Here is a 17,722-nt window from a genome sequence, read left to right as displayed (position 1 = left end):
TCGTGGCAATGTCTCCTTCGAACGGGGAGACTAGAAAATGAAAAAAACGAGGGGCAAGCTGTTGCTTATGGCAATGGCGATGCAGCTTTCCGCTTGGGGATCAGCATATGCCGCGGGACCGGCCTATATGCACACTGGCGGCCGTACCACACAGCCTGTCGGCCACTATGAATTCTGCCAGCGCATCCCTGGCGAATGCAACGAGAAGACGCCCAAGGGCGCGCCTGTCGACCTGACCCGCAAGCTCTGGGCGACGATCGTCAACATCAACAATACGGTCAACACCCGCATCAAGCCGCGCACCGACATGGAAAACTACGGTGTCGAGGAGTACTGGGCGTATCCCGACAATGGCTATGGCGATTGCGAGGATTATGCGCTGGAGAAGCGCCGCGAACTGATGGACGCGGGCGTGCCGGCGGGCGATCTCTTGATGACGGTTGCGCGCCAGCCGAATGGCGACGGCCACGCCGTGCTGACCGTGCGCACCAGCCTCGGCGAGTTCATCCTCGACAATCTGGAAACCAAGGTGCTGTCCTGGACGGACACCGACTACACCTATCTCAAGCGTCAATCGACGGAGAATTCCGGCGTTTGGGTGACGATCAATGACGGCCGCTCCGACGCGGTCGCCAGCGTCCGCTAGGACGTGACGAGAAACCCGGTCGAGTCCCCACCCTCCCCGTCCCCAACGACCGGGTCTAAGGAGCCGGCCCCGTCCCCGGGCCGGCTCCGCCATTTCTGGCGATGCTCGAAACCCAATCAGGGTTGGGCAGGCGCATCCGACTATCCACCGCCTCCTTTGCACGGACAGCGGATCGAGGCATCATAGGCTGTTGGTTTCGTCCTCTGGATCACGGCGATGCTGGAAATCCCGGAAGATCGATGCGAGCGTCATCGTCTGTTCAAGGCGATCGACGATGCCTTCAAGGCCGGTGACTTCGATGGCCTTGGCAAAGCGCTGGGCGGTTCGCCCCGCTGGTTTGACGAACGTATGCCGTTCGAATTCGGCCTCGGACATCCTTTGGAATACGCGATCTATTGGAGCCCGGTCGGCTTCATCTCGACGTTGCTGGATGCAGGCTCGGATCCGAATTACGGGGATCACGGTGGGTTTCCGGCAATCATTGCCGCGCTGTCCACCGACCGGGCCGACCGACTGGAAATCATCCAGATGTTGATCGAGGCCGGCGCCGATCCCAATATGCGGGGCGTGAACGACTGGACGCCTCTTCACTATTCGGTGGCTATCCGCAGCGCCGAAGCGATCCGTCTGCTTTTGGCTGCTGGCGCCGACCCTACTCTCGCAACCCGCATCGATGACTATACGACAGCCATCGAGGAAGCCGACAATGCCGGCTTTGAAGCCGGCGCTTCATTGCTGCGTGATGCCATGGCAAGGCGCGGCTCTAATAGATAATGGCTCGGCCCACGATAGAACCGTCGGCGACCGGGATCGGCCGAAACTGGCCTCAAACCTTCTTCAGCCCTGCCTTGAAGCGCTTGCCATTGGCGACGTAGTGTGCGGCCGAGCCGCGCAGCCTGGCGACGGCTGCGTCGTCCAGCACCCTGATCGCCTTGGCCGGCGAGCCGACGATCAACGAATTGTCCGGAAATTCCTTGCCTTCGGTGACCAGCGCGCCGGCGCCGACGAGCGAATTCTTGCCGATCCTGGCGCCGTTCAGCACGATGGCGCCCATGCCGATCAGGCTGTTGTCGCCGATCGTGCAGCCATGCAGCATGGCCCGGTGGCCAATCGTGCAGCCCTCGCCGATGGTCAGCGGAAAGCTGGGATCGGTGTGCATGACCGTGTGTTCCTGCACATTGGTGTCGGCGCCGATAGTGATCGGCTCATTGTCTCCGCGAATGACGACGCCGAACCAGAAACCGGCATTGCGGCCGACGCGCACGTCGCCAATCAGCGTCGCATCGGGCGCGATCCAGTTTGTGTCAGCATCCGCGAAGCTGGGCTGCGTTCCGTCGATCGCATAAAGCGGCATTGTCGGCCTCCGAATCGTCTCAGACGCCGGACCCTAAGAGACCGATCGTCCATGAGGCAATGGCAAGCACGAAGATGCCCAGCGCCAGGGACCAGGCAATCGCCGTGCAGCCGCATGACAGGAGCGCCATCGTCGAAATGCGCTTCTCGCGGCGGGCATCGAGGGCGTCGTTGACCAGCATGAACGGCCCGGCGCCAGCGGTGGCCGCCAGCGAGCGCAGCACATGGGCGGGCGACACATAGGGCTCAGTGAAGGCGACCTTTCGGCCCGACACCAGCTCCATCGTCGTGCCCGTCAGCCCGCACACCGTCAGCCCGACGACAAAAGCAAACAGGAAGAGTTCCATCTGAACCATCTTAACCTTCCATTTACCATGAAATCGCACAGTCGTTTCAGGAAGGCTGCAAGAGCCGTGCCGCGCGATGTGTGCCGCCGAGGGACACTGGGAATGGCGGCTGGGATGAGGATGGAGATGAAGCAGGCAGCGACCGCCGACGGCCCTGAACTCACCGTGGTCGATTCCATGCTGATGAAGCGGGTGTTCTATGCCTTCGCCGCACTTGCCTTGCTGTCGGTCGCGATAAGCCTTGGCGGCAAATGGTTCGGCCATAGCATCGCCATGGCCGGATATACCGACGACCCGACGGTGCGCCGGGTGGTGATCGGCAACAATGTGATTTCCGTGCCGGCCAATTTCATCCGTTTCGACCAGGCCCGGCGCGACGGCATCGCTTCGCGTCTCGACCTTTATCTGCGCTATCCCCAGATGGACGGTTACAGCGAGGCGGCCCGCGACGATTTCAACCACTCGGAAGCCAATGGGAAGATCATCTTCCTGTCCTTCGAACAGCAGATGATGTCGCGCGACATGAGCGGCCGGTTCGCGCCGATCTACAGCGCGCTGATCGTCCAGCCCGGCGTTCCAGGACCGGGCGGCACGACGGTCTACGGTTTCAACGAGAAATCAGGCTATCTGAATGAGGTGCTGGTGGTCGGCAAGCGCGGGGGAAAGGACCCTTTCGTGGCCCGCTGCCTGAGCGGGCCGAGTGCCGGTCAATCACTGGCGCCGTGCGAACGGGACGTGCATGTCGGCGACGATCTCAGCCTTACCTACCGCTTTCCCAAGGAATTCCTTGGCGACTGGCAGGCACTCGACGCGGCGATGACGGCTGAGGCCGGGCAAATGCTGAAGAGCGGACATTGAGGGACAATGGCAGGCCGCGCCAGACGCGGCCTGCCATTTGATGCGGGCTCAACCCAGATCGATGTCGAGGATCGCCATCGAGAAATTGTAGTCGCCGTCGTCCTCGTCCTTGAAGACGATGCCGAGGAACTCGTCACCGACATAGACTTCGGCGGAATCTTCCTTGCGCGGCCGTGCCTTGACCTCAAGCTTGGGGTTCTGGAAGACGCGCTTGAAATAGGCGTCCAGCTTTCTGATTTCGTCCGGCTTCAACAGTCTTCTCCGATCATCGGGCTTGCTGGTTTGAAGGGCGCTTCTGGCACGTCGACAATGGCGATGTAAAGGCAAGCCGGCCGTATTGCACCGGAAGCGGCAGCGCCGCCGGACAAAATCGCAATCGCGCCGGACGGCGCGCCGGCGCGGAAATCAGATGTCGAAGCTGATCACCTGGTCCATCGATTGCGACGGCAGGAGCTGGTCCATCTGGCGCGAAGGCTGGTCGCAGCCGGTCTCGCCGACCACGCGGGCCGGCACGCCGGCAACCGTCTTGTTGTGCGGAACGGGCGACAGCACCACCGATCCGGCGGCGACCTTGGAGCAATGGCCGATCTCGATATTGCCGAGAATCTTGGCGCCGGCACCGATCAGCACGCCACGGCGGATCTTGGGATGGCGGTCGCCGCCGGCCTTGCCGGTGCCGCCCAGCGTCACGCCGTGCAGGATCGACACATCGTCCTCGATGACCGCGGTTTCGCCGACGACGAGGCCGGTGGCGTGATCGATGAAGATACCCTTGCCGATGCGCGCGGCCGGGTTGATGTCGGTCTGGAAGACCGAGGACGAGCGGCTCTGCAGATAGAGCGCGAAATCCTTGCGACCCTGGCTCCACAGCCAATGCGCCAGCCTATGGGTCTGAATGGCGTGGAAGCCCTTGAAATAGAGCACAGGCATGATGAAACGGTCGCAAGCGGGGTCGCGGTCGTAATAGGCCTGGATGTCGACACGCACGGTGGTCGGCCATTCCTTGTCGTCAGCCAGCATGGTCTTGAAGGTCTGGCGGATGAGATCGGAGCCGATATCCTGATGGGCAAGCCGCTCGGCGATGCGGTGGATGACGGCCTCTTCCAGGCTCTCCTGGTTGAGGATCGTCGAATAGAGGAAGGCAGCGAGCAGGGGGTCGCGATTGACGGCGTCCATCGCTTCGTCGCGGATCGAACGCCAGATCGGATCGACCGGCTGTAACGCGCTATGGCGGGAAATGCTGATGCTGTTCATCGACGTCTCGTCCTGCGTCCTGCTGGCTTGCCTGTTGTCCGGCCGCACATATAGGCCAGATCATAGCACGATTGAACTCAATTTTCCTTAGTGCTGTGTCAAATGGATTTGGTTCGCAGGAATTCAAGCGGCCATGGAAAACGAACCCTTGATCGCCGTGCTGCTGGAGGCGGCCTGCCGCGCCCACTGCCGGAACGATCTGATGGCGGGCTCAAGGCCGGCGCGGCGCCAATGACGCCGCGCTGCGATGGATCTCATTTCAAGTCGGCAGCGAGGTGCCAGCCTGTTCGGCCACCATGTATTCGGCATACCAGTCGGGCCAGTTCACATCATACTGTCCGCCGGTCCGTTTCTCGTGTTCGCCATGTGCCGCCGCCGCACGGCGCAGCGCCGCGGCAAGCTCGCCCGACGACGTGAATATCGTGTCGCTGGCATCCACGCGTCCAGGCAGTCGCTGGGTGATTTCCTGCAGTATGAAGCTGTTGCCGTCCGGATCGGCAAACGTGACATAGGATGAATAGCTGCGCCCCTCCGGATGCCGGCCACTGATCGCCGGCTGCCCAGGCCCCGTGCGGTGGAACACCTCGCTCGCCTCGATGCCGCGTGCCACGAGTTCGGCATGCGCCGCCTCGATATCGGACACCACGAGATAAAGTCCCTTCGCCGAGCCCGGCGCGGCCGATGTCAGCCCTTTGCCGAAATGGATCGAGCACGGCGACCCGGGAGGCGTAAACTGCACGACGCGAAACGCATCGCCGACGACGAAGTCCGCATCGAGCCGCCAACCCAGGCCGCTGTAGAAGCGCTTGGACCGATCGGCATCCGCAACGGCGATGATGACGGCCTCCAGCTTCATGTCGATCGTCCCCGGTCTGGGGTTCTCGCTGCCTGGCGTATTGGTCATGTCGGCCTCCTGGGTCGAGTATTCCGGGAATGGCAGCATTCCCCAGAGCTCCGGCCTATGCAAGGTTCGGAGTGACTGGCTCGAAGAGGCTGAGATCGATTAACTGGACGGATGACGAACATGGAAGACCAGCCCCTGGTCGACAAACCGCTGAAACAGGAACTCGCGGCGCTCTACCGCGCCGAAAGCCGTCACTATCACAACCTTGCCCATATCGAGGCGATGCTGGCGCTGGCCGGCGATTATCGAGCGCTGCTCGGTGATCCCCAGGCCGTCGAAGCGGCGATCTGGTTCCACGACGCCATCTATGACAGCAAGGCCAAGGACAATGAGGCCAGAAGTGCCGCGCTTGCCGCGCAAAAGCTCGCGGGCCGCACCGACGCGGAGCGCCTGGACCGCATCGGCGCGATGATCCTGGCCACGGCTGCGCACCAATTGCCCCAGTTCGACGATGCGAAGGCCACGCGCGACACCAGCCTCTTCCTCGACATGGACCTGTCGATCCTGGGCGCCGCGCCGGATGCATTCGACGCCTATGAACGCGCGGTGCGCCGCGAATATGACTGGGTGGAAGAGCCGATGTGGCGTGCCGGGCGGGGTGCCGTGCTGAAGGATTTCCTTGCCCGCCCGCGCATTTTCCTCACCGAGGAATTTCGCCGGCGCTTCGAGCCGCAGGCCAGGCTGAACATGGCGCGGTCGCTGGCGGCCCTCGCTACAGGCTAGCGGGGATCAGGTAAAGGCGCCTATGGTCGACGCCATTGCCGCGAGGATGGCCAGCCGCCGCCACCGACGGCCCGTTGAGAACGATCCCCAGCACTCCAAGGACGCGATTGTCGCTCGAGCGACGCGCCGGGCATGGCGGCCGTGCTTCTTCCCCATTGTACCGCTGTTGCTCCCCGGCGGACCGCTCAAAGCGGATATTCGGCATAAAACTCCAGAACGCGTTGCTTGAAGGTCTTGTCCCCGACCGCCAGCATATGATCCCTGCCCCCGATGTGGAAAGCTCTGGCGTTCGGCATCAGGGCGGCGAGTTCGTCCGGCGAGCCGCCAATGTCGTCCGTGGTGCCGACCGCGACCAGCGTCGGCTGGGCGATGCGGGCAATATCATCCTCGCTCAGCAGCTCCCGCGATGTGGCGATGCAGGCGGCAAGCGCCCGGCGATCGCTGCGGGTCTGGTCGGCGAAGGCGCGGAAAGAGCGGCCGCGCGGATGGCTGGTCGCCGCCGGATCGTCGGCAAGCAGGGCCGCGGCAATCGGATCCCAATCGCCGACGCCGTCGATCATGCCGATGCCGAGGCCGCCAAAGACCAGCGTCGCCACCTTGTGCGGATCGGACAGAGCCAGAAACGCCGCGATGCGAGCACCCATCGAATAGCCCATGACATGGGCCCGTTCGATGCCGAGATGGTCGAGCAAGGCGGCGGCATCCGAGGCCATTTTCGCTGGCGTATAGTCGGCCTCGTCATAGCTCTTCGATGACGAGCCATGGCCGCGATTGTCGAAGGCGATGGCGCGATACCCGGCATCGTTGAGCGTCTTGAACCAGCCGGGCGACACCCAGTTGACGTAGTGGCTCGAGGCGAAGCCGTGGATCATGAGCACGGGATCGCCCTGCCCCGATGCCGGCTGGCGGTCGAGGAAGGCAAGATCGAACCCGTCATGAGAGAAGAACTGCATCGGCTGCCCCACCTCGCGTTCAGCCGCCGCCGTTGGGTGCATCGCCATTGTCCGGCGGTGGCATGCCGGGTCCGGATACGGTGCCGACTGCCGGGTGGCGCAACAGGTCGCCATACCCGATGCCGTATTTGGCGGCGGTGCCGGCCTTGAGCTCGAGCACGAAGCGCACAGGCACGCCAGGTGAAATGATGGCCTGGGATTGCGGTTCGCCATGCTTGACGGCGCGGATCTTGCCATCCTGGCCGACAAAGATCAGGTCAAGCGGCATTGGCGTGTTTTGCATCCAGAAACTGACCTGCTGCTGTATTTCGAAGACGAACAGCATGCCGTGATCGTCCGCCATGTCCTGGCGAAACATCAGGCCGGCCTCGCGCTCCAAATCGGTGTCGGCGATCTCGATGGAAAAAGAGCGATTCCCATCTTTCGTCACCACGACCAGCGGCGTCGGGTCGACCGGAAGGATCATCGCCCGGCCGTCTGCCGAGGTCGGCCGTTCCGAATAGAAGAAAGCACCTGCGGCCACGATCACGGCCGCAATGGCGCAAAACACGCCCGCCGTCAGCCAGTTCCTGCGAGTCATCCAAGATCCTCGGCCGAAATCGTCCTAGTGCGAAACCGGCAAGGTGCCCATATCGGGGTGAATTTCGGCGGCCATAAGGCCTTTGTCACCGCGGCCGAAACGGACGAGCACGACCTGGCCCGGCCGAAGCTCGGTGATGCCATAGCGGCGCAAGGTCTCCATGTGGACGAAAATGTCCTCGGTGCCTTCGCCGCGCGTCAGGAAGCCAAAGCCCTTGGTGCGGTTGAACCATTTGACCAAAGCGCGTTCGAGCCCGCTCTCCGGCGTCACCGCCACATGGGTGCGCTGTTCCTGCATTTCCGCGGGATGGACGGCGGTGGTGACATCCATGGAAAGCACACGAAAGGCCTGCAGACCGCGATCGCCCTGCTTGACAAGGCAAACCACGCGCGCGCCTTCCAAGGCAGTCTGGAAACCGTCCCGCCGAAGACATGTCACATGGAGGAGGATATCGCCCGAGACACCGTCATCGGGTAGGATGAACCCGTAACCCTTGGCCACATCGAACCACTTGATGGCGCCGGCAATTTCGGTCAGGTCGGCGGCGTCGCCGCCTTCGTCGCGCTTCAAGGCGTCGCCAAGGGTTCCGGCCCGCCCCGTCAAAGAGGCCTTTTCCCCCATAAGAATGCCCCCTTTTTTCAAGAACACCGCAACTGATTCTTGACACCAGATTAACACCGCGGCTTCCGGTGTGTGCAAGACCTTCCCTGCCTTTTTTCACGGTTCATTGCGGGAATACCGGATTTGTTCTTTGCCGGCATCGCCAAGCGCAGGAGATTGCCCTTTCACCGGGGCGACCCTATGTTGCGCCGCACCCCAACAGATCGAGGAAAACTCATGCGCTATCTGCACACCATGGTCCGCGTCGCCGATGTCGATGCCTCGCTCGATTTCTACTGCAACAAGCTCGGGCTGAAGGAGGTCCGCCGCTACGAAAACGAGCAGGGCCGCTTCACGCTGATCTTCCTCGCCGCCTCCGAAGACGAGCAGAGCGGCATCAACGACAAGGCGCCGCTGATCGAACTCACCTACAACTGGGATCCGGAAGACTACAAGGGCGGGCGCAATTTCGGCCACCTCGCCTACGAGGTCGATGACATCTACGCCACCTGCCAGCATCTGATGGACAACGGCGTCACCATCAACCGGCCGCCGCGCGATGGCAACATGGCCTTCATCAGGTCGCCGGACGGCATCTCCATCGAGCTTCTGCAGAAGGGCCCCGCGAAAGCCAAGGCTGAACCTTGGGCTTCGATGGCCAACACCGGAAGCTGGTAGCAATCACGCCATCTTTCAGCGAGGCGGCCGGGGTAAAAGCCGGCCGCCTTTGCCGTTTCGCACCACGCCACCTATCTGACCGGTCATCACGCCTGGCCGGCAGGCCAGCGCCCAGACCAGGAGAAGTCATTCATGCCATCCAGCCATGCCGACGTCGCCACTGAGCACGCCAGCCGCTACCTGCAGCAGTTGTGCAAGCACTGGGCACACAAATTCCCCGTTGAGTTCAACCCGACCCACGGCACCATCGACCTGACGTCGCTCGGCCGCACCGTCATGGATGCGGACGCGGCAGCGCTGCACATTGTGGTATCAACCAACGAAGCGGGATCGCTCGAGCGCCTGGAGAGTGTCGTGGCCGACCACATCAAGCGCTTTGCCTTCCGCGAAGAACTGAACTTCGACTGGAAGCCGGCGACGGCAGCGTAGGTTTGTTCGAGCATGACCGTTTCCGAAAACCGGCACGCACTTTTCGGGGTCATGCTTTCCCGCCGGTCTGCCCTGCCATCTCCTGCAGCGCCAGCACCGAGCGCCAGTTGCGCGCGGTGCCCGGCACCTTCAGAGCGCGCGGAATGAGGTTGGCGAAGACTGACTTGCCGAGCCCGTCCGGCGCGCTGAGGTAAAGTACGTCTCCCTTGACTTCGAAGCGCTCGGGGCCCGTGCATTTTTCAGCCAGCCGCGCCACCTCTTCGGCGGTCGGCTCACGCTCCAGCGCATAAGCGTGGAGCTTGGTGTGGTCGGCGGCCGCTTCCGGATAGGGATTTTCGCTCACCAGCCGTTCCAACCAGGAGACATCGCGCACCATGATGCGGGAATGAAAACCCCATTTCTTCTCGAAGGCCGCTTCAATCTGTCTGGTCAGCGCGGCGGCGTCGCCTTTGCCGGCTCGGAACACGACGTTGCCGCTCTGCACATAGGTGGCGACGCCGGAAAAGCCGAGATCCTCGAAGAACGAGCGCAGCTCCGCCATCTTGACGATGCGGTTGCCGCCGACATTGATGCCGGAAAACAGGGCGATGAAGACCTTCGCGCTCATATGATGAAGCCTGCCAATGTCTCGTTGTCGGTGATGTCCTGATACTGGACGCCCTCCGCCTCGAAATTTGCCTTCAGCAGGTCGAAATTGCGGCGGTCCTTGGTTTCGATGCCGATCAGCACCGAGCCGAAATTGCGCGCCGACTTCTTCAGATACTCGAAGCGGGCGATGTCGTCGTCCGGTCCCAGCATTTCGAGGAAGTCGCGCAGCGCGCCCGGCCGCTGCGGGAAGCGGATGATGAAGTATTTCTTCAGGCCTTCGAAGCGCAGGGCCCGTTCCTTGACATCCGGCAGCCGCTCGAAATCGAAATTGCCGCCCGAAACCACGGCGACAATGGTCTTGCCGCGGATCTCCTTCCTGGAAAAATCCTTCAACGCGTCGATGGCCAATGCGCCGGCGGGCTCAAGCACGACGCCTTCGACATTGAGCATCTCGATCATGGTCGCGCAGAGCCGGTTTTCCGGGACCAGCCGCACCGTGTCGGCCGCGAATTCCTTGAGATACCGCAAGGGTTCACGGCCGATCTCGGCCACCGCCGCGCCGTCGACGAAGTTGTCGACCTTGGCGAGCTTCAGCCGTTTTCCCGCCTCGAGGCTGTCATGCAGGCTCGGTGCGCCGGCCGGCTCGCAAAAGACGAAACGGGCCTCCCGGCCCTGGTCGGCGAAATAATGCGTCACGCCGGCGGCGAGCCCGCCACCGCCGACCGGCAGCATGATGATGTCGGGCATGCGCGCGCCAGGCATCTGGTCCGCGATCTCATAGGCGACCGTTGCCTGGCCCTCGATAATGTCCTTGTGGTCGAAAGGCGGCACCATGTGGGCGCCTGAGCTTTCGGTGAATTCGAAGGCGGCGCGATAGCAGTCGTCGAAAAAGTCGCCGACCAGCCTGATCTCGACGAAATCGCCGCCAAACAGCCTGGTTTTGTCGATCTTTTGCTGCGGCGTCGTCACCGGCATGAACACCACGCCCTTTTTGCCGAAATGGCGGCAGACGAAGGCAAACCCCTGGGCATGGTTGCCGGCCGACGCGCAGACGAACAGTTCGGCCTGGTTACCGGCGGCAAGCGCCTTGCGGAAGAAGTTGAAGGCGCCACGGATCTTGTAGGAGCGCACCGGGCTCAGATCCTCGCGCTTCAGCAGCACCCGCGCGCCGGTCTTCTTCGACAGGTAGTCGTTTTCCTGCAGCGGCGTTTCCGGAAAGATCTGGCGGATCGCGGCGGCCGCGACGGCGACGCGGGAGGAAAAACTGCTCATTGGAAAGCCACCTTGTGCCGCATGTTTCGTACAGACCTGCCATCGATCCGGCCGCACAGCTTCTGTCTGTCGCGGCCGATCCTGCCTATTGCATATTCGGCCCCGCAACGCCATTGTCCGGCCCTTCATGCCAATGCGCAAAGGGCATTCGCAGAATCCTTGCAAGCACTTGGGGGCGTTTGTTCATGCCTGTCGCATCGGTTGGTCTGAAATCCATGTCGCTGCCCGAATTCGGCGAACCGACGGTGATGCCGTTGGTTGCACGAAACACCTATGGAGCGCGCGTCGAAGCGCTGATTGCGCGCGGCGCCAAGTCCGGTTTCGATGCCTTCGCGATCTATGGCGACCGCGAACACGCAGCCAATGTTGCCTATCTCTCAGGCTACGATCCGCGTTTCGAGGAAACATTGCTGGTCATCGTTCCCGGCAGCCAGCCAAGGCTTCTCGTTGGCAATGAGGGCTGGGGCTATGCCGAAATCTGCGATGGGCCCTACGAGCGCGTGCTCTACCAGACCTTCTCGCTGCCGGCGCAGCCGCGCGACCGCTCGGATGCGCTGCCTGACATCCTTGCCGGCTGCGGCCTGAAGCCCGGCCACAGGATCGGCGCCATCGGCTGGAAGCCTTTTGGTGCCGGCGATGCCGGTTTCGATGAGACGACGCTCGACCTGCCGTCCTTCGTTGCCGATACGCTGCGCACGCTTGTCGGCAACAAGGGCGCAGTTGTGAATGCCGCCAATCTGCTGATGAACCCGACCGACGGTCTGCGCGCCCTCAACGAGGCCGATCAGTTGGCCAGCTTTGAATTTGCCGCGACCTTCACCTCGCAAGGGCTGCGCAATGTCCTGCAAGCCATCGAGCCTGGCATGACCGAACTGCAGGCGGCGCGGCTGATGGGCATGAACGGCCTGCCGCATGGTTGCCATCCCATGTTGTCGGCGGGAAAGCGCGCCGCCTATGGCTTGCCCAGCCCCCGCCTCGACATCATCCGGCGTGGTGATCCGATCACCATGGCCTATGGCATCCAGGGCGCGCTCAACGCCCGCGCCGGTTTTTTGGCCGAGGATGCGTCAGAGTTGCCACCCGCCATCCGCGACTACGTCGAAAAGCTCGTCGCGCCCTATTTCGCCGCGGTTGTCGACTGGTACGAGGCGATCGGTATCGGCACGACCGGTGGCGCTCTGTGGAAAGCGGTGCATGATCGCATCGGCGACCCGTTCTTTGGCGTATCCCTCAATCCCGGCCATCTCGTCCATATCGACGAGTGGATGCATTCGCCAGTGTTTTCCGGCTCAGACATCAAGTTGCGATCCGGCATGGCGTTGCAGGTCGACATCATCCCGGCAACCGGCAGCGACTATTTCACCACCAATATCGAGGATGGCATCGCACTCGCCGACGAGGCACTGCGCGAGGAGATCGCAGCGCGCTATCCCGAAACCTGGAGCCGTATTGAAGCGCGCCGCGCCTTCATGGCGGATGTGCTTGGCGTCCGCCTCAGGCCGGAGGTGCTGCCCTTCTCAAACATTCCGGCATTCCTTCCGCCATTTTGGCTTTCGCGCAACAGTGCGATGGCTGTAACCAGCCGCTGACCACATTTCGACTGGACACGACTTAGTTCTGCCGCACTCTCCCTGTCCGGGAGGTGCAGCGGGGGTAGATGGGCCTTTTGGCCGGAGTGGAAATTTCAGACGTGCCTTTGAAGAAGATAGTTACTGTTTGTCTCGCCTTGCTCGTCGCCGGCTGCGCCGGCCCGCAAACGCAGGAATTGCTTGGCAGCGCCATCGTCGCCGCGCCGGTGACGGAAATCGCCGGCAACCACTCGATCTTCATCGCCACGACACGCAAGAAGTCTGACGATCCCAACAAGGTTTTCGACGGCGAGCGCTCGGCGACGCTGAATTATGCGCGCGTCAACGTCACCGTTCCGGGCATCCACACGACCGGTCAGATCGAACGGCGCTCCCGCGGCAAGTCGGATGATCCGGCCAAATATTTCATGGCTTCCGAGGTTGTCGGCTACGACACGCAGCCGAAATTCTCCAGCGCGCTCAACGCCGATATCGCGGCGCGCGGCGGCCGCGTCATGGTCTTCGTGCACGGCTACAACACCGGCTTCGACGATGCGGTCTACCGTCTCACCCAGATCGTCCACGATTCCGGCTATCCCGGCACGCCGGTGCTGTTTTCCTGGGCATCGGGCGCCAAGACCACCGACTATGTCTATGACAAGGAAAGTGCCAGCGCCGCCCGCGACCAGCTCGAAGTGACTTTGCGCATGCTGGAGCAGTCCGGCGCGCGTCGGATCGACATTGTCGCACATTCGATGGGAACCTGGGTGACCATGGAAACCCTGCGCCAGATGGCCATCAGCGGCGACCGTGACCTTGGCGGCAAGCTCGGCGACGTGGTGCTCGCGTCGCCGGACATCGATGTCGACGTGTTCAAGAGCCAGATGCGCCGCTATGGCAAGCCCGACAAGCCGTTCATCCTGTTGTTGTCCGACGACGACCGCGCGCTGAGGCTTTCCGGCCTGATCGCCGGTTCACGGCCACGCGTTGGCGATTACAAGGATGCCGCCGATCTTGCCTCCTACGGCGTGACGGTGGTCGATCTCTCCAAGGTCAAGGGCAGCGACAGCTTCAATCATACGAAATTCGCCGACAATCCGGCCTTGGTGAAGATGATCGGCCAGCGACTGCGCGAAGATGACGGCTTTGCCAGCGACAGGGACGTGACCGACCGCATCAGCCTGCTCGGGCAGTAAATGCAGCGCCGCGAATTTCGCGGTGCCTGTTCACCATTCACGAGGTGTCAGGCCACTTTGAACTGGACCGCGCCGGTCTCTGGCTCTATCGGAATAGCGGTGACGTCATGCTTTTGACGTCCCCCTCTACGGGAGCCGGCGCTTGAGCTTGCGCTTGAACAGTTTCGTCGTGGCGTTGGCGCTCGCCCTTGCCGGCTGTGCTGGCCAGAACACGCATGATCTGCTCAACAAGACGAGCGTCTCGGCGCCAGCCTCCGACATCGCGGCCACGCACGAGATTTTCGTCGCCACCACCCGCCAGCAGGCGACCAAGGATCCGCGGCAGGTGTTTGACGGCGATCGCTCATTGACCACCAGCTACGCCCGTGTCGACGTCACCGTGCCGAAGGTCCACCAGGTCGGTGCCATCGAGCGGGCCAAGGGCTCGGCCAACTCGAACCCGGCAAAGCAATTCACCGCCACCAATGTCGTCCACTACGGCGATGCTCCGCAATTTGCCAAGGCGGTCGGCGCCGACATTGCCATGCGCGGCGATCGGGCACTGGTGTTCGTGCACGGCTTCAACAATGGCTTCGACGACGGCATCTACCGGCTGACGCAGATCGCTCACGACACGAAATATCCCGGCACGCCGGTGCTGTTCTCCTGGGCTTCGAGCGCCAAGACGACGGGCTATATCTACGACAAGGACAGCGCCAACGCCGCGCGTGACGATCTCGAGGCGACGCTCAGAATGCTCGCCAAGACGCGGGTCAAGAGCATCGACATCATCGCCCATTCAATGGGAACCTGGTTGACGATGGAGGCGCTGCGCCAGCTCGCCATCACCGGCGACCGCGATCTCGGCGGCAAGCTCGGCTATGTCGTCCTGGCTTCGCCCGACATCGATGTCGACGTATTCAAAAAGCAGATGATGCGATACGGCAAGCCGGACAAGCCGTTTGCCGTGCTGCTTTCAAGCGATGACCGGGCGCTCAAATTGTCTTCACTTATCTCCGGCGACAAGCCGCGTGTCGGTGACTATGGCAATGCCGCCGATCTCGCCAGCTACGGCGTGTCCGTGGTCGACCTGACCAAGATCAAGGGCGGCGACGGTGGCCTCAACCATGCGAAATTCGCCGACAATCCGATCCTGGTGCAGTTGCTCGGCGACCGCCTGCGCACCCCCGCCGGTCTGGCCTCGGACGAACCCGATCCGGCGCAGCTCAACAATCTCGGCCAGGGCCTCGGCAAGGCCGTTGGTTCGGTCGCCGAGGTCGTCATCACCACGCCGTTCAAGGTGCTGACCATCGTCACCGGCGGGTGAGCGAGTCACCCGCGCCGGAATTCGCCTAGACGAACAGGTCGACCTTCTGGAAAGTCGTCACGTCGATCAGCCCGACGTCTGAAATCCTCAGCTCCGGAATGACCACCAGGGCCAGCAGCGAGTGCTGCATGTAGGCGTTGTTCAGGGAACAACCCATCTTGCGCATCGCCTCGGTCAGTTTCTCGGCCTTGGCGGCGACGATCTCGGCGCGCTCGTCCGACATCAGGCCCGCGATCGGCATTTCGACCAGCGCCAATTCCTTGCCCTTGGAGAACAGCACGACGCCGCCGCCGACTTGGCCCAGTCGATTGACAGCCAGCGCCATGTCCTGCTTGTTGGTGCCGACGCAGATGATGTGGTGGGCGTCATGGGCAACGCTCGAGGCCATGGCGCAATCGCCCATATAACCGAAGCCGGAGACGAAAGCGTTGGTGACACCGCCCGTGCCCCGGTGCCGCTCGACCAGCGCGATCTGGCAGACGTCGTTGCGGCGGTCCATGGCGACCAGACCGTCCTCGACCGGCAGATCGGCCTCCAGCGCCCGCGTCGGTGCCTGGTTCTCGATGACGCCGATGACGCGCACCCGCACCTCGTTGGCGCCCTTGGGAGCTGTGATGTCGAAATCGCCAGCCCTGAACTTCTTGCCCAACTTGACGGTGTTCTTCGCCGTCTTCGGGTAATCATAGGCCGGAATGTCGATGTCGAGCTTGCCGCCCTTGGCCAGCCTGGCGCCGCGCGCATAAACCTCATCGATGGTCATTGCGGCGAGGTCGGAAACAATCAGCAGGTCGGCCAACCGTCCCGGCGCGATCGAACCGATTTCGCGTTCCAGCCTGAAATGCTGGGCAGTGTTGATCGTCGCCATCTGGATCGCCGTCACCGGCTTCAGCCCCTGTTGGATGGCGTGGCGCACCACCCGGTCCATATGGCCTTCATGCACCAGCGTGCCGGAATGGCTGTCGTCGGTGCACAGGATGAAGTTGCGCGGATCGATGCCGCTTTCGGTCACCGCCTTGATCTGCGAGGCGACGTCGTACCAGGCCGAACCCAGCCGCAGCATCGCCTTCATGCCCTGGCGGACGCGGGCGATGGCATCCTCGGCGCGCGTGCCTTCGTGATCATCCTCGGGTCCGCCGGCGACATAGCCGTGGAACGGCAAGCCAAGGTCGCGCGAGGCATAGTGGCCGCCAACCGTCTTACCCGCACGAACCGTCGCGGCGATCTCGCCGGACATGACAGGATCATTGGCGGCGACGCCTGGAAAATTCATCACTTCGCCGAGCCCGATGATGTTTTCCCAGGTCATGGCCTCGGCAACATCGGCGACCGTCAGCTCGGCGCCGGCATGTTCCAGCCCCGGTGCCGACGGCACGCAGGACGGCATCTGCACATGCACGTTGATGGGCATCGCCACCGCCTCGTCATGCATCAGCCGCACGCCCGGCAAGCCCAGCACATTGGCGATCTCGTGCGGATCGATGAACATCGAGGTGGTGCCGTGCGGGATGACGGCACGGCAGAACTCGGTCACCGTCACCATGCCGCTCTCGACATGCATGTGCGCGTCGCAGAGGCCAGGCACCAGATAGCGCCCGCCGGCATCGACCACCTTGGTGCCCTGGCCGATAGCGTGGCTGGCATTCGGCCCGCAATAGGCGAAGCGGCCGCCGGCAATGGCGATGTCGGTGCCGGCAATGATCTCGCCGGAGTGAACGTTTACCCAGCGGCCGTTGCGGATGACGAGATCGGCGGGCTTGCGGCCCATGGCGACGTCAACCAGATGCGTCGCCATCTCGGTCCAGGGCTTGGGTTTCGTCGCATGCGCCGCCGGCTTCTTTGCCATGAAGGGACTCCTGTTTGCGCGACTGTGCCAAGCCTGCCTGGTTTTGACCAGCGCCAAACAGCGGACAGACCCGTCCAGCCTTCACAATGGCTGTTCAGCCTTTACCTCGACCGTGACTTTCGCACCGCCCGCCGAAATCCGTTCCGCCAGGCGCTGGAGTTCGCCCGGGGCGAAGCTGCCGCTGAGCATCACCTCGCCGCCGAGGATGGGTTCGACCAGGCGCGGCGACGCCACCACGACACCGTCGACGCTGAGGTCGACCACCTTCCCGACATTCGCCTTGGTGAAGTCGGCGAACGCCTTCGCGCTGTCCGGTGTCATCTTCAGGTTGAGCGCCCTCTGTCCCGACGCTTGATCGGATACGACCGCTGCCGTGGCGATGGCGAGCGCCAATGGCTCGGCCACAGCGAGGCCGCAGGCTAGCAGCACCATGGCTGTTCCAGCGATGAGACGAACCAGGCTGTTCATCAGGATTTTTTCCCCGCAAGACGGCCATTTTGCACTCGAACATCCCTCGGGCAATGCCTAGCTGTTCTCGGCTGGCAGGCCGTGCTTCTGCAAGCGACACACGGCCGCATCCAGAAACAGGATTCCGTTTTGTCGTAAATCGGTCTAGCCTGGCCG

Annotated in this window: 21 protein-coding genes; 9 read left to right on the top strand and 12 right to left on the bottom strand. The window is 62.7% G+C overall.

Annotated elements, in window-relative coordinates; all coding sequences use genetic code 11:
• Positions 1–37: 37 nt before the first annotated feature.
• Together D3242_RS23790 and D3242_RS23785 are read left to right on the top strand one after the other, a co-directional pair.
• On the top strand, positions 38–646 hold the full coding sequence (locus tag D3242_RS23790; RefSeq protein ID WP_019857886.1) for a transglutaminase-like cysteine peptidase: 609 nt from the start codon (positions 38–40) through the stop codon (positions 644–646).
• Positions 647–862: 216 nt separating this feature from the next.
• Positions 863–1,420 carry an ankyrin repeat domain-containing protein gene (locus tag D3242_RS23785; RefSeq protein WP_064982831.1) on the top strand — a complete coding sequence of 186 codons (558 nt, stop codon included), beginning with the start codon at positions 863–865 and terminating at the stop codon, positions 1,418–1,420.
• A 52-nt stretch (positions 1,421–1,472) separates the two neighbouring features.
• On the opposite strand, the gene D3242_RS23780 is transcribed toward D3242_RS23785, so the two are convergent.
• A complete protein-coding gene (locus tag D3242_RS23780; RefSeq protein ID WP_019857884.1) occupies positions 1,473–2,000 on the bottom strand; it encodes a gamma carbonic anhydrase family protein in 528 nt (175 codons plus the stop codon).
• A gap of 19 nt (positions 2,001–2,019) precedes the next feature.
• A complete protein-coding gene (locus D3242_RS23775) occupies positions 2,020–2,355 on the bottom strand; it encodes a DUF6949 family protein (RefSeq protein WP_064982830.1) in 336 nt (111 codons plus the stop codon).
• Positions 2,356–2,472: 117 nt separating this feature from the next.
• Here D3242_RS23775 and D3242_RS23770 point away from each other — a divergent pair, with 117 nt between their 5' ends.
• On the top strand, positions 2,473–3,204 hold the full coding sequence (locus D3242_RS23770) for a hypothetical protein (RefSeq protein WP_064983530.1): 732 nt from the start codon (positions 2,473–2,475) through the stop codon (positions 3,202–3,204).
• 48 nt (positions 3,205–3,252) lie between these two features.
• On the opposite strand, the gene D3242_RS23765 is transcribed toward D3242_RS23770, so the two are convergent.
• The 3 genes from D3242_RS23765 to D3242_RS23755 form a co-directional block, all read right to left on the bottom strand.
• Positions 3,253–3,456, bottom strand: a complete 204-nt coding sequence (locus D3242_RS23765) for a DUF3126 family protein (protein WP_019857879.1) — start codon at positions 3,454–3,456, stop codon at positions 3,253–3,255.
• 153 nt (positions 3,457–3,609) lie between these two features.
• Positions 3,610–4,458 (bottom strand): serine O-acetyltransferase, encoded by an 849-nt coding sequence (gene cysE / locus D3242_RS23760; protein ID WP_038652588.1) that lies wholly within the window; start codon positions 4,456–4,458, stop codon positions 3,610–3,612.
• A 259-nt stretch (positions 4,459–4,717) separates the two neighbouring features.
• Positions 4,718–5,362 (bottom strand): VOC family protein, encoded by a 645-nt coding sequence (locus tag D3242_RS23755; RefSeq protein WP_064983528.1) that lies wholly within the window; start codon positions 5,360–5,362, stop codon positions 4,718–4,720.
• Positions 5,363–5,482: 120 nt separating this feature from the next.
• Here D3242_RS23755 and D3242_RS23750 point away from each other — a divergent pair, with 120 nt between their 5' ends.
• Positions 5,483–6,085: an HD domain-containing protein gene (locus D3242_RS23750; protein ID WP_081296053.1), complete on the top strand. Its 603-nt coding sequence runs from the start codon at positions 5,483–5,485 to the stop codon at positions 6,083–6,085.
• Between the two features lie 185 nt (positions 6,086–6,270).
• Here D3242_RS23750 and D3242_RS23745 read toward each other — a convergent pair whose 3' ends face one another.
• From D3242_RS23745 to D3242_RS23735, 3 genes are read right to left on the bottom strand one after another with little or no spacing between them, the layout of a single operon-like run.
• Complete coding sequence (locus D3242_RS23745) at positions 6,271–7,038, bottom strand: alpha/beta fold hydrolase (protein WP_038652582.1); 768 nt, start codon at positions 7,036–7,038, stop codon at positions 6,271–6,273.
• 19 nt (positions 7,039–7,057) lie between these two features.
• On the bottom strand, positions 7,058–7,618 hold the full coding sequence (locus D3242_RS23740; RefSeq protein ID WP_038646547.1) for a DUF192 domain-containing protein: 561 nt from the start codon (positions 7,616–7,618) through the stop codon (positions 7,058–7,060).
• Between the two features lie 24 nt (positions 7,619–7,642).
• A complete protein-coding gene (locus D3242_RS23735) occupies positions 7,643–8,239 on the bottom strand; it encodes a cold-shock protein (protein ID WP_032920553.1) in 597 nt (198 codons plus the stop codon).
• 216 nt (positions 8,240–8,455) lie between these two features.
• On the opposite strand from D3242_RS23735, the gene gloA reads away from it, so the two are divergent.
• Complete coding sequence (gene gloA / locus D3242_RS23730) at positions 8,456–8,896, top strand: lactoylglutathione lyase (RefSeq protein ID WP_010909179.1); 441 nt, start codon at positions 8,456–8,458, stop codon at positions 8,894–8,896.
• Between the two features lie 132 nt (positions 8,897–9,028).
• Positions 9,029–9,325, top strand: a complete 297-nt coding sequence (locus tag D3242_RS23725; RefSeq protein WP_064982826.1) for a DUF2218 domain-containing protein — start codon at positions 9,029–9,031, stop codon at positions 9,323–9,325.
• 49 nt (positions 9,326–9,374) lie between these two features.
• On the opposite strand, the gene D3242_RS23720 is transcribed toward D3242_RS23725, so the two are convergent.
• Together D3242_RS23720 and ilvA are read right to left on the bottom strand one after the other, a co-directional pair.
• Positions 9,375–9,932, bottom strand: coding sequence for a DUF1697 domain-containing protein (locus D3242_RS23720; protein ID WP_064982825.1), 558 nt, complete (start codon positions 9,930–9,932; stop codon positions 9,375–9,377).
• Positions 9,929–11,185, bottom strand: coding sequence for a threonine ammonia-lyase IlvA (gene ilvA / locus D3242_RS23715; RefSeq protein ID WP_064982823.1), 1,257 nt, complete (start codon positions 11,183–11,185; stop codon positions 9,929–9,931). Before ilvA ends, D3242_RS23720 begins: the two co-directional genes overlap by 4 nt.
• 185 nt (positions 11,186–11,370) lie before the next feature.
• Between ilvA and D3242_RS23710 the strand changes: the two genes are divergently transcribed.
• The 3 genes from D3242_RS23710 to D3242_RS23700 all read left to right on the top strand — a co-directional run bounded on the left by D3242_RS23710 (position 11,371) and on the right by D3242_RS23700 (position 15,255).
• Positions 11,371–12,774, top strand: coding sequence for a M24 family metallopeptidase (locus D3242_RS23710; RefSeq protein WP_064983526.1), 1,404 nt, complete (start codon positions 11,371–11,373; stop codon positions 12,772–12,774).
• Between the two features lie 68 nt (positions 12,775–12,842).
• Complete coding sequence (locus D3242_RS23705; RefSeq protein ID WP_019857868.1) at positions 12,843–13,949, top strand: alpha/beta hydrolase; 1,107 nt, start codon at positions 12,843–12,845, stop codon at positions 13,947–13,949.
• Between the two features lie 142 nt (positions 13,950–14,091).
• A complete protein-coding gene (locus D3242_RS23700) occupies positions 14,092–15,255 on the top strand; it encodes an alpha/beta hydrolase (RefSeq protein WP_064982822.1) in 1,164 nt (387 codons plus the stop codon).
• 25 nt (positions 15,256–15,280) lie between these two features.
• Here D3242_RS23700 and ade read toward each other — a convergent pair whose 3' ends face one another.
• Together ade and D3242_RS23690 are read right to left on the bottom strand one after the other, a co-directional pair.
• The gene (ade, locus tag D3242_RS23695; RefSeq protein ID WP_064982820.1) at positions 15,281–17,098 is read right to left on the bottom strand and encodes an adenine deaminase; all 1,818 of its coding nucleotides are present in this window, start codon (positions 17,096–17,098) and stop codon (positions 15,281–15,283) included.
• Between the two features lie 81 nt (positions 17,099–17,179).
• Positions 17,180–17,566 (bottom strand): SecDF P1 head subdomain-containing protein, encoded by a 387-nt coding sequence (locus D3242_RS23690; RefSeq protein WP_064982818.1) that lies wholly within the window; start codon positions 17,564–17,566, stop codon positions 17,180–17,182.
• Positions 17,567–17,722 lie beyond the last annotated feature (156 nt).

This window comes from Mesorhizobium jarvisii (assembly GCF_003601985.1).
GTDB lineage: Bacteria > Pseudomonadota > Alphaproteobacteria > Rhizobiales > Rhizobiaceae > Mesorhizobium > Mesorhizobium jarvisii.
This window is presented reverse-complemented; position numbering and strand designations above follow the sequence as displayed.

What these genes read in the sequence shown, in the direction of transcription:
- D3242_RS23720 (WP_064982825.1), bottom strand. Translation starts at nt 9,932, where the DNA reads ATGAGCGCGAAGGTCTTCATCGCCCTGTTTTCCGGCATCAATGTCGGC.
- D3242_RS23740 (WP_038646547.1), bottom strand. Translation starts at nt 7,618, where the DNA reads ATGACTCGCAGGAACTGGCTGACGGCGGGCGTGTTTTGCGCCATTGCG.
- D3242_RS23790 (WP_019857886.1), top strand. Translation starts at nt 38, where the DNA reads ATGAAAAAAACGAGGGGCAAGCTGTTGCTTATGGCAATGGCGATGCAG.
- D3242_RS23705 (WP_019857868.1), top strand. Translation starts at nt 12,843, where the DNA reads ATGGGCCTTTTGGCCGGAGTGGAAATTTCAGACGTGCCTTTGAAGAAG.
- D3242_RS23780 (WP_019857884.1), bottom strand. Translation starts at nt 2,000, where the DNA reads ATGCCGCTTTATGCGATCGACGGAACGCAGCCCAGCTTCGCGGATGCT.
- D3242_RS23755 (WP_064983528.1), bottom strand. Translation starts at nt 5,362, where the DNA reads ATGACCAATACGCCAGGCAGCGAGAACCCCAGACCGGGGACGATCGAC.
- gloA (WP_010909179.1), top strand. Translation starts at nt 8,456, where the DNA reads ATGCGCTATCTGCACACCATGGTCCGCGTCGCCGATGTCGATGCCTCG.
- D3242_RS23690 (WP_064982818.1), bottom strand. Translation starts at nt 17,566, where the DNA reads ATGAACAGCCTGGTTCGTCTCATCGCTGGAACAGCCATGGTGCTGCTA.
- cysE (WP_038652588.1), bottom strand. Translation starts at nt 4,458, where the DNA reads ATGAACAGCATCAGCATTTCCCGCCATAGCGCGTTACAGCCGGTCGAT.
- D3242_RS23770 (WP_064983530.1), top strand. Translation starts at nt 2,473, where the DNA reads ATGAAGCAGGCAGCGACCGCCGACGGCCCTGAACTCACCGTGGTCGAT.
- D3242_RS23745 (WP_038652582.1), bottom strand. Translation starts at nt 7,038, where the DNA reads ATGCAGTTCTTCTCTCATGACGGGTTCGATCTTGCCTTCCTCGACCGC.
- D3242_RS23775 (WP_064982830.1), bottom strand. Translation starts at nt 2,355, where the DNA reads ATGGTTCAGATGGAACTCTTCCTGTTTGCTTTTGTCGTCGGGCTGACG.
- D3242_RS23710 (WP_064983526.1), top strand. Translation starts at nt 11,371, where the DNA reads ATGCCTGTCGCATCGGTTGGTCTGAAATCCATGTCGCTGCCCGAATTC.
- D3242_RS23750 (WP_081296053.1), top strand. Translation starts at nt 5,483, where the DNA reads ATGGAAGACCAGCCCCTGGTCGACAAACCGCTGAAACAGGAACTCGCG.
- ade (WP_064982820.1), bottom strand. Translation starts at nt 17,098, where the DNA reads ATGGCAAAGAAGCCGGCGGCGCATGCGACGAAACCCAAGCCCTGGACC.
- D3242_RS23725 (WP_064982826.1), top strand. Translation starts at nt 9,029, where the DNA reads ATGCCATCCAGCCATGCCGACGTCGCCACTGAGCACGCCAGCCGCTAC.
- D3242_RS23785 (WP_064982831.1), top strand. Translation starts at nt 863, where the DNA reads ATGCTGGAAATCCCGGAAGATCGATGCGAGCGTCATCGTCTGTTCAAG.
- ilvA (WP_064982823.1), bottom strand. Translation starts at nt 11,185, where the DNA reads ATGAGCAGTTTTTCCTCCCGCGTCGCCGTCGCGGCCGCCGCGATCCGC.
- D3242_RS23735 (WP_032920553.1), bottom strand. Translation starts at nt 8,239, where the DNA reads ATGGGGGAAAAGGCCTCTTTGACGGGGCGGGCCGGAACCCTTGGCGAC.